Origin of the sequence: Kutzneria buriramensis, from assembly GCF_003387475.1 — a bacterium.
In the GTDB taxonomy this organism is placed as follows: Bacteria; Actinomycetota; Actinomycetes; order Mycobacteriales; family Pseudonocardiaceae; genus Kutzneria; species Kutzneria buriramensis.
This window is the reverse complement of sequence record NZ_QUNO01000016.1, coordinates 300,885-309,620: the sequence shown is the minus strand read 5'-3', so window position 1 is coordinate 309,620 and position 8,736 is coordinate 300,885. Positions and strand designations below refer to the sequence as shown.

The 8,736-nt window shown below is 67.7% G+C and carries 10 protein-coding genes and 1 pseudogene; 1 reads left to right on the top strand and 10 read right to left on the bottom strand.

The window, feature by feature from the left end; translation table 11 throughout:
- The 3 genes and pseudogenes from BCF44_RS39850 to BCF44_RS39840 form a co-directional block, all read right to left on the bottom strand.
- Positions 1 to 499 (bottom strand): annotated as a pseudogene (locus tag BCF44_RS39850) (helix-turn-helix domain-containing protein); the annotation flags it as partial.
- 119 nt (positions 500 to 618) lie between these two features.
- Positions 619 to 843, bottom strand: coding sequence for a hypothetical protein (locus BCF44_RS39845; RefSeq protein ID WP_116179673.1), 225 nt, complete (start codon positions 841 to 843; stop codon positions 619 to 621).
- A gap of 238 nt (positions 844 to 1,081) precedes the next feature.
- The gene (locus BCF44_RS39840) at positions 1,082 to 1,831 is read right to left on the bottom strand and encodes a hypothetical protein (protein ID WP_147328806.1); all 750 of its coding nucleotides are present in this window, start codon (positions 1,829 to 1,831) and stop codon (positions 1,082 to 1,084) included.
- Positions 1,832 to 2,199: 368 nt separating this feature from the next.
- Here BCF44_RS39840 and BCF44_RS58050 point away from each other — a divergent pair, with 368 nt between their 5' ends.
- On the top strand, positions 2,200 to 3,267 hold the full coding sequence (locus tag BCF44_RS58050; RefSeq protein WP_116179671.1) for an integrase core domain-containing protein: 1,068 nt from the start codon (positions 2,200 to 2,202) through the stop codon (positions 3,265 to 3,267).
- Positions 3,268 to 3,436: 169 nt separating this feature from the next.
- Here BCF44_RS58050 and BCF44_RS39830 read toward each other — a convergent pair whose 3' ends face one another.
- From BCF44_RS39830 to BCF44_RS39800, 7 genes are read right to left on the bottom strand one after another with little or no spacing between them, the layout of a single operon-like run.
- Positions 3,437 to 3,892, bottom strand: coding sequence for a hypothetical protein (locus BCF44_RS39830; protein WP_116179670.1), 456 nt, complete (start codon positions 3,890 to 3,892; stop codon positions 3,437 to 3,439).
- A complete protein-coding gene (locus BCF44_RS39825) occupies positions 3,859 to 4,131 on the bottom strand; it encodes a hypothetical protein (protein ID WP_147328805.1) in 273 nt (90 codons plus the stop codon). Before BCF44_RS39825 ends, BCF44_RS39830 begins: the two co-directional genes overlap by 34 nt.
- Positions 4,107 to 5,858, bottom strand: a complete 1,752-nt coding sequence (locus BCF44_RS39820; RefSeq protein ID WP_116179668.1) for a carbamoyltransferase family protein — start codon at positions 5,856 to 5,858, stop codon at positions 4,107 to 4,109. The genes BCF44_RS39825 and BCF44_RS39820 overlap by 25 nt, the downstream gene beginning before the upstream one ends.
- Complete coding sequence (locus BCF44_RS39815; RefSeq protein WP_116179667.1) at positions 5,859 to 7,034, bottom strand: beta-ketoacyl synthase N-terminal-like domain-containing protein; 1,176 nt, start codon at positions 7,032 to 7,034, stop codon at positions 5,859 to 5,861.
- Positions 7,031 to 7,726, bottom strand: coding sequence for a hypothetical protein (locus BCF44_RS39810; protein ID WP_116179666.1), 696 nt, complete (start codon positions 7,724 to 7,726; stop codon positions 7,031 to 7,033). The genes BCF44_RS39815 and BCF44_RS39810 overlap by 4 nt, the downstream gene beginning before the upstream one ends.
- A complete protein-coding gene (locus tag BCF44_RS39805) occupies positions 7,723 to 8,475 on the bottom strand; it encodes a hypothetical protein (RefSeq protein ID WP_147328804.1) in 753 nt (250 codons plus the stop codon). The genes BCF44_RS39810 and BCF44_RS39805 overlap by 4 nt, the downstream gene beginning before the upstream one ends.
- The gene (locus BCF44_RS39800) at positions 8,472 to 8,720 is read right to left on the bottom strand and encodes an acyl carrier protein (RefSeq protein ID WP_170217991.1); all 249 of its coding nucleotides are present in this window, start codon (positions 8,718 to 8,720) and stop codon (positions 8,472 to 8,474) included. Before BCF44_RS39800 ends, BCF44_RS39805 begins: the two co-directional genes overlap by 4 nt.
- Positions 8,721 to 8,736 lie beyond the last annotated feature (16 nt).

Genomic DNA, 8,736 nt, shown 5'->3' with positions numbered 1-8,736 from the left:
ACGGGGACGCGTGGGATCGCGGTGGGCGCTGCTGTTGCGGCCGCCGACGGTACGGCCGTGGACCCGATGGCCGCCGCCGTCAGGGATGTTGCCCAACTTCTTGATGTCGACGTGGACCAGGTCGCCGGGGCGCGTCGTGTTCGTAGCGGCGGACCGGCCGGCCGGTCGCCCGGTCCAGGTGGGTCAGGCGGTCCAGGTGGGTCATGCGGGCCAAGGCCGTAGCGGGTCAGAATCCGGTGGACGGTGGACGGGGTCAGGTCGAGCAGGTAGGCGATGCGACACGGGTCGGGGTGCGGTGCGGGCTGGTGCGGGGCCGGCTGGACCGGTCGGCCATGCCGGCCACGCCCAGCTCGCGGTAGCGGTCGGCCCAGCGTTTCGCTGTGCAGACCGAGACCTGGAACCGCTCGGCGGCCCGACGCAGCGGCCAACCGTCGTGCACGACGCACCGGGCCAGGCGCAGTCTGCCGGTCTCGGACAGCGGGGCGTTACGGTGGGGCATGAGGGCCTTTCGGTCGTCGGTGCAGACGTCGCAATCCACACCGAACCGGAAGGCCCTCCCTCATTCTAAGATCATCGGTTCACGTGTCCGCCTGTTCACAACCTCCCCGGGCAGTACAACTAGCAGTTGGAGTCGGCGCAGCATCGGACGGGCCAGGGGCGCGCGAGCAACGCGCGGTCCTCGGGCCCCAAGCGCGGCCGCTGATCGCCGAGTTGTCTCTTTAAGACCGCGAGTTGATGGCGCAGGGCAAGGATCTCGACGTCCTTCTCACGGTCGGTCATGCGCAAGAGCCGTAGCGCGGCGAAGGCGTGGGAGACGGCGAGGTAGGCGAAGCGGACGAGCATGAGCCGGATCGTGCCGGACGTTGACTAGCCACCCGTGCATACCCGTTGACCTGCACGGACACAGTTCTCGGCACGCACAGGTCCGCGCTGTTCACGACCGAGTATGGACATGTCCTGACAGCGAATGGGTTTGCCCCGAACCGCCCTCTCAGACCAGCCCTTACACCCTGGGGACGAAGACCCCCAACAACCACCAAGACGCGCAGGAAAGAGAAGAGGGTTAAGGCAAACTGAGGCCTCACGTCAACTGCAAGCTGTGTTCCTCAGTGGGCTGACCGTCGTCGATGGCCGCCAGCTCGGGTAGGCGCCTGGCCAGTACGAGCGCCCCAACCACCGCGGCTACCGCGCAACCTGCCTGCGCAATCATGACGCCCACGCTGTTGTTGGTCGACTCATGATAGACGAACAAGCCGATTCCAGCCGCCACCAAGGGATCCACAATGGTCAAAGTCGCAACGACCGCCGCAGCCGGTCCATTGGCATGCGCCTGATTGATCAGCCAGGCGGCGCCGAGCAGCGCGATCACGATGGTGGCAGCGAACATGAGTGTCACCAGGTCCAGACCGGACGAACTGATGTGCTGGAGCATCGCGCGGATCACCGCAGACACCGTGCCGAAGAGCACTCCGGCGCCGGTTCCGAAGAGCGCGCACCGTCGACGGCCCGTCGTGGCAAGACCCAATGCCAACAGAACCGCGACCGCGATCGCCCCAATCCATACCGCGCTGAGCACTGCGCTGGTAGGGATGGTGGTCTGGGTGCTCGTACTGGCTGCGATTACGACGAAAAGCCCGACGGCCAGGCTCGTCAACGCGATCGTCAGGAATGGCATGCGAGGACTGCGCCGCCCGGGCAGCGCGACCAGGATGAGGGCGAGGATGCCCACGGGCTGGATGACGACCAGTGGCGCCGTGGCGAGCGCAGCAATGTGCATCGCGGCCCCAGCCGCCATCATGAGTAAGCCAAGCAGCCACCACCGGTCGGTCAAGGTTCGCATCAGCGCGCGGCCGGTGAGTAAGCCGGAGCTCTGCCCAGCGCGGACCGCACGGTGTTGCCAATACGCCGCAACGGCTTGACAACACGCAGCACCGCACGCCAATCCGACCGACCACCAAATCATTTACGCGCTCCTGCCGGATTCGACGTCCTCTGGGCGCAGAGTACGTCCTGCCGCGCCCGCAACACGCCGACCAACAGCACGACGACAGCCAGTCAACAGCTTGGCGATAGCTGCCCGGAGTTACGTGCTGGCGGTGCGGTGGGAGTGCGGCCGGTACCGTGCGGGGTTCCAGAAGTCGGCCCGCGCATCCGACCTGCGGCAATGAGCACGTGACGGACAAGGCATGATCGCCAGCCATGGCGCTGCGCTTGCTTTACCTGAGCTTCCTCAGGCTCGCGGGCTTGCTGGTGTTACTTGGCCGCTCGTCGGCGTCCAAGGACGTCGAGTTGCTGGTGCTACGCCACGAAGTCACCGTGCTGTGCAGAGGCAATCGGAGACCTGGCGTGGATTGGGCTGACCGCGCTGTGATCGCCGCGCTGGTCCGCCTGCTGCCCATGGGCCTACGGCTACACCGCTTGGTCACCCCAGGCACCATCCTGCGCTGGCATCGACGCCTGGTCGCCGCAAAATGGACCTACCCACACCGGCACGGACGTCCACCCGTTGACGACGCGATCACCGGGCTGGTCGAACGGATGGCCACGGACAACCGCAGCTGGGGCTACAAGAGGATTCAAGGTGAGCTACTCAAGCTCGGACACCGCGTCGCCGCCTCGACCATCCGGCGGATCCTGAAACGAGCACGCATACCTCCGGCACCGGACCGGCACACCGACACGATCTGGCGGCAGTTCCTCCGCACACAGGCCTCGACGATGCTGGCCTGCGACTTCTTTCACGTCGACTGCGCGCTCACCCTGAAGCGGATCCACGTGTTCTTCGTGCTGGAGGTCGCCAGCCGGTACGTCCACGTCCTCGGCACGACGACCAATCCAGACGGCGCGTGGACCACGCAGCAGATCCGCAACCTCGCGATGGACCTCGGTAACCGAGTCGACGAGTTCCGGCTTCTCGTCCGCGACCGGGCAGGCCAGTTCGCGGCCTCCTTCGATGCCGTCCTGACCGACGTCGGCATCACGACGGTCAAGATCCCGCCGCGTTGCCCACGGGCGAACTGCTACGTGGAACGGTTCGTACTCACCACCAGAACCGAGCTCACCGACCGCATGCTGATCCTGAGCAAGCGGCATCTGGACACCGCGCTCGCTGAGTACGTCCAGCACTACAACGGCCGACGGCCGCACCGGGCACGCGAGCTCCGGCCACCCTGTCCGACCCACCCCGTGGCAGACCTCAACTCCCAGCGGATCAAGCGACGACGGCTTCTCGGAGGCCTGATCAACGAGTACGAACGGGCCGCGTGAATCTACTGGTCAGAGCCGGTGACTGACTTTTGGCACCCCACACGTCGCCCGTGGCCGGTCACCGCGGGTCCATCACGGAAAGCGTGCCAGAACCATCATTCAGGCGGAACCGACAGAAATGCAACTTCTACAGGTCGGCGCGGGTTTGTTTAGAGCCGTTGAATGCAGTTCAGGACTGTCCAGCGCGCGTGTCTGCTCCCCATTTGCTCCCCGCGCTGCTCCCCAACTGGGTGTAGCAGCTGTAGGAGGCCCCTGATTTGCACGGCGGTTGAGTCTGTAGCCGCGCTGGCTCTGTAGAGTCGCCGCGATGGATGCACACGTCCGCCTGACCTGTGGGGATGGAGCTTTCGGCACGCGCAGCTGTAACACGTCGAAGGCCAACTGGGGGCGCGTGGAAGGGAATGCTCGGCAGCTTGTCGAAGAAGTCGATGCGCTCCAGCACGGTCCGATCGATCAGCGTCGCGCATGAGTGCTCCACCGTCTCCTCGTCGGAGAGCAGCCGCACCAGTGTTCGATCCAGCACCTCGTAGGCCGTGTCCAACGGTCCCGCGAAGCAGTAGCTGATCAACCCGTCTGGGTCCGTGGCGGCGATCAGCGTCCGGTCACCGCGCAGCTGCTCGACCACGTCGCACTCTCGTTCCGCACGCGCATGCTCTCGACGCTGCGCACGCGCGCCTCGCGGGAACTGAGGTCGAACGACACCGGCTCGGCGTCGTCGAGAAAGACGTCGAGCCGGTCCTCGATGCCGACCAGGAACCGCATCTGGTCCATAGAGCCGACGGCGATCTCCGCCGGCGCCGCGTCGGCCGGTACCTTGCGGGCGGCAGCGAGGAGGGCGTTCACGACGACTGCGACTTCTTCCATACCACGAATCCCTCGATGTACAGCCTGCTCAGCGATGTGGCGGTGAAGGTGTCGAGTGCGGTGCCCGGTGCCATGATCAGCGGCTGGCCCTTGACGTTGAACGAGGTGTTGACGACACATCCGACGCCGGTGCGCTGCTTGACCTCCGACAGCAGCGTCCAGAACTTTTCGTTCAGGTCACGCCGCACGAGCTGGATGCGAGCCGTCCCGTCGGCGTGCACTATCCCGGCGACCGACTCCCGGTGTTCCTCGCGCACCCGTGCGGTGCACAGCATGTACCTGACAGGATCCTTCGCCGGTGTCTCGAAGAGGGTGGCGCAGTCGGCGTCGAACACCGCCGGGGCGAACGGCCGGAACGGCTCGCGGAACTTGATCAGGCCGTTGATGCGCTCCTTGATCCGGTCGCCCTTGGGCAGCGCAAGGATCGAGCGGTTGCCCAGCGCACGCGGCCCCCACTCCATGCGGTCGTGGAACCAGGCGATGACCCGGTCCGCCGCGATGTCCTCTGCGGCCAGCGCGAAGTACTCCTCTGTGAGCCCGACTTGCCGCCACGCGAGACCGAGCTCGTCGGCACGCCGTTCCAGTTCCGCTCCGACCTCGTCGGCCGCGTAACTCGGCCCGGTGTACGGGTTGAATGGCACGGATCCTGCGTAGGAGCCTGCCACGTGCAGCGCGGCGCCGAGCGCGCTGCCGTCGTCGCCCGCAGCCGGTTGCACGAAGACCCGATCCACGCCGGGCAGGTCGCACAGGATCTGGTTCGACTTGCAGTTCAGGAACGTGCCGCCGGCGAGGCACAGGTCGCGTTCGCCGGTCTTCTCCATCCAGTGCGCCACGAGGTCGGCCAGTACCCCGGTCAGCTTCGCCTGCAGTGCGGCGGCGAAGTCCGCCTCCTCCGGGTGGACCTGACCATCCGGCACCCTCGGCGTGAACCCGGCACCCTCCGCGAGGAACGCCCGTGCGTGTGGGTAGCCCAGCTCGGCGTCGGCGAGGGATCCGCGCGGCCAGTTCACCCTGACCCCGCCGCTTTCGGGGTCGAAGGAGACGAGCTTGTCGAACACCGAGCGGTTGCGGGCCGGGTCGCCGTAGGCGGCGAGTCCCATGACCTTGTACTCGTCGGAGTTGAACTGGAAGCCGAGGAACCGGGTGCAGATCGAGTAGAGCAGCCCGAGCGAGTCGGAGATCGGCTGGCTGTGCACCTTGTCCAGGCGACCGTCCCGCGCTCGGTAGACGGACAGGGCCTCGGTCTCGCCCATGCCGTCGGAGACCACGCACAGCGCCGAGCCGAACCCGCTCGGCAGATACGCCGACGCCGCGTGCGCCACGTGGTGGGTCACCGGACGGAACCGGCGCTCCACGTCCCGCCAGCCCGCCTCGGTGAGTGCGTCGATCACGGTGCGCCCGGACAGCACCTCGGCGAAATAGTCCTGCTGCCGTGCGAAGACCCGGCGGAACCCGTCGTAGTCGAACCCGTGGGCGATCGCGTCGACGTCGTCACGGCTGACACCCGCTTCTCGCAGCACGTAGTCGATCGCGTTGACCGGCAGCGCGCCCGTGCCCTTCACCCCGGAGAACCGCTCCTCCGCGGCCGCCGCGACGACCACGCCGTCCACGACCAGCGCGGCCGCGCTGTCGAGTCCCTGGCAGATCCGTTCGTCCAGCGGATCCGGGCCGCTCCTGGCCAGATACCTCTGCGCGTTCGGCAGTCCGCTGATGCCCAGGACCATCATTCAGCTCACCGCCCGGAAGACGGAGATGCCGTTGTTGCCGCCGAAGCCGAACGCGTTGTTCTGGACGTGGGTCAGGCGCCGCTCACGACCGCCCGCCTCCAGGACCAGGTCGAAGCCGAACTGGTACTCGTCCCGCTCGATGATGGTCGGTGGCATCTTCTGGTGGCGCAGCGCGAGGCAGGACGCGACTGCGCCCACCGCCCCCGCACTCGCCATGAGGTGCCCGATGGTGCCCTTGATCGCCGTGACGCTCGCGTCCGGGAACCGGGTGGTGAAGATGCCGGCCTCGACCGCGTCGTTGGCCTGTGTTCCCGTGCCGTGCGCGAAGATCCCGTCGACCTGGTCCGCGGTCAGGCCGGCCTGCGCGAGCGCGCGCTCGTGGCAGGCCAGCACACCGCCGGGGTCGGGGTTGGTGGGGTGGACCGCGTCGTTGTTGCTCACCGCCGCGACCAACTCGGCGCAGGAACCGGGGAGCGGGGCGTCGGCGGCCCGCAGCACGAGGAACGCCGCGCCCTCGGCGATGGTGATATGCTTGCGGCGTACGGAGAATGGCCGGCAATGCTCGGGTCCGAGCGTGTTCAGCGTGTAGAACCCCGTCCACACCTTCTTGGAGAAGGCGTCGCCGCCGCCGACGACCGCGGTGCGCACCGCGCCCGTGCGCATCATCCGCAGGGCGAACTCCAGCGCCACGTTCGCGGACGCGCAGGTGTTGTGGACGGTGAAGGCCGGGCCCGTGGAACCGATCGCGCGCGCCACATTGTCCGCGATCGCATGGCTGGAGTAGACGGCCCCGCGCCACCGGTCGTCCCGGCCCTCGACCAGCTCGTCGAGCAGGTCGGCTTCGGCCTCGTTGTTGGCGACGCACACCAATGCGTCCCGCAAGTCCTCATCGCCGGGGGTCAGCCCGGCCTCCCGCACCGCCTGTAGCGCCGCGTGCGCCGCGTACGTCGACGAGTCGGCGAGGCTCCGCCCCGTCGCGTCGCGCACGTCGCGGACGACCCGGCTACGGTCCACTTCGGACAGTAGTCCAGCCGCGTACCCCGGTTTCATCGCGGAATAGACCGCGTCGATGTTCGAGAAGTGCGTGCGCCGCGAGCACAACGCCGACCACAGCTGTTCCGTGCCGACACCGATCGGCGTGATCGCTCCCAGACCGGTGACGAAGACCTTCGTCATCTCTCCTCCAACAAGGTCGACACTCCTCGGCGCAGCCCGAGGATCACGTCGTCGCCGTTGCGTGCGCTGCCCTCCCAGACGAGGATCGATCCGCTGCGCCGCAACCTCGCCTCGACGGTCACCGTGCCCGCGTGGATGTCCCCCAGGCGGTGGGTGACGTTCTCGAACTGGGCGAACACATATCGGCCGGTGGCGCCCGCGAGCGCGAGAGCCAGGTTGCCGATGCACTCCACCAGCACGAACAACGGCCAGTGCGTGAGGTCGCGCAGATACGGGAACCGCGCGGCGACCGCTGCGAGGTCGACCTCGCAGCGCGCCACCCGGTCAGCCAGCCCGATCTGCTCGGGCAGGAACCAGACCGCTGGCGCGCGCAGCGGCGCGACCTCGACCAGAGGCAGGTCCCGCTCGCAGCGTTCGATCTCGATCGGCGCGGGTGGGCCGTCGGTGAACCGGCAGCACACCTGGTCGTCCGCGGCGACGGTGATATCGGCGCCGCTGGTGTCGAACCGGAACTCCGCGCCACCGGGCACGAACCGGGAGAAGCGCACGTTGCTGAGCGACACGGCGCCGGATCGGCCGGCCGCACCTAGATACTCGGCAAGCAGCACCACGCCAGGCACGACCCCGAAACCCGGGAAGTGGTGGCGGAAAAGCTCCAGGTCCGGGTCGAGCTTGCGGACGGCGGCGGTCACGTCAGCCGCCTGACGGTCACCGACGCGGCACGCTCGCCGGAGGACAACGCCAGCGTCTCGGTGTCTCCACGTTCGAGCGCGCCGGCCGCCGCCAGGAACCGGTGAGCGGTCAGCGCGCCGTTCCACTCGTCGGCGGCCGCGGGCCCGAGGGCCGGGGTGAACTCGAAAACGGCCTCGTAGTCGGCGCCGCTGCGCAGTTCCGTCCACAGGACGCCGGGGGTGACGGTGCGATCGCCCGCCTTCTTTCGGACATCGTCGAGCGCCTCAGAACAGTAGGTGTCGCCGACGAGCACGTACGCGACCGCGTCATCGTCGGCGTTGACGTGCAGCGCCCCCTGCAACAGGGCCACGACCGGTGTCAACGGTCCGGCGTTCAGCGTGATGTTCCCGCCGGTGACGCCATGCTCGATGTTGACGTACACCGCCGCCGAACTGGTCGTGGCATACGGAAACTGCTGCGCGGAGATGCGCCGCTCGCCCGCGAGTGCCGCACGCTGCAAGCGCAGCATCGCGTCGAGGTTGCCGTACTCGGTGCCCACCACGACCGTGGCCCGCGCACCGTCCGTGCCGCCGGTGATGTTGTTCCGCGCGAGGTAGAGGCACACGCGGGTGAAGTCGTCACGGAACCGGTCGCCCTTGGACAGGACGACTTCGGCGAAGTCCGCCGGTATCCCGCCGGTGTGCAGGTCGACGGACGCGAGTGAGAAGGTCAGCGTCGTGCCCACCTCGGCGGGTAGCGGACCACTCACGCCGCGGCTACCTTCTCGATCTCGACGTACAGATCGCCGGCGGTCTCGATCCTCGCCAGCGCGTCCTCCTCGAGCTCGACGCCGAACTCGTCCTCCACCGCGAGCAGGACGTCGATCAGCCGCAGCGAGTCGATGTCCAGGTCGGCCTTGAGGTCGTGCTCCGGGAGCACGGTGAAGGAATCCGGCAGCTCGGCCACCGACTTGATGAGGTCAGAAAATCGGGCATCCACGTTTCCTCGTTTCACGGAACCTTGACGGCAT

Excerpts from the sequence above, each read along its gene's own strand:
- BCF44_RS39845 (WP_116179673.1), bottom strand. The coding sequence starts at position 843 with ATGCTCGTCCGCTTCGCCTACCTCGCCGTCTCCCACGCCTTCGCCGCG.
- BCF44_RS58050 (WP_116179671.1), top strand. The coding sequence starts at position 2,200 with ATGGCGCTGCGCTTGCTTTACCTGAGCTTCCTCAGGCTCGCGGGCTTG.
- BCF44_RS39825 (WP_147328805.1), bottom strand. The coding sequence starts at position 4,131 with ATGGAAGAAGTCGCAGTCGTCGTGAACGCCCTCCTCGCTGCCGCCCGC.
- BCF44_RS39820 (WP_116179668.1), bottom strand. The coding sequence starts at position 5,858 with ATGATGGTCCTGGGCATCAGCGGACTGCCGAACGCGCAGAGGTATCTG.
- BCF44_RS39815 (WP_116179667.1), bottom strand. The coding sequence starts at position 7,034 with ATGACGAAGGTCTTCGTCACCGGTCTGGGAGCGATCACGCCGATCGGT.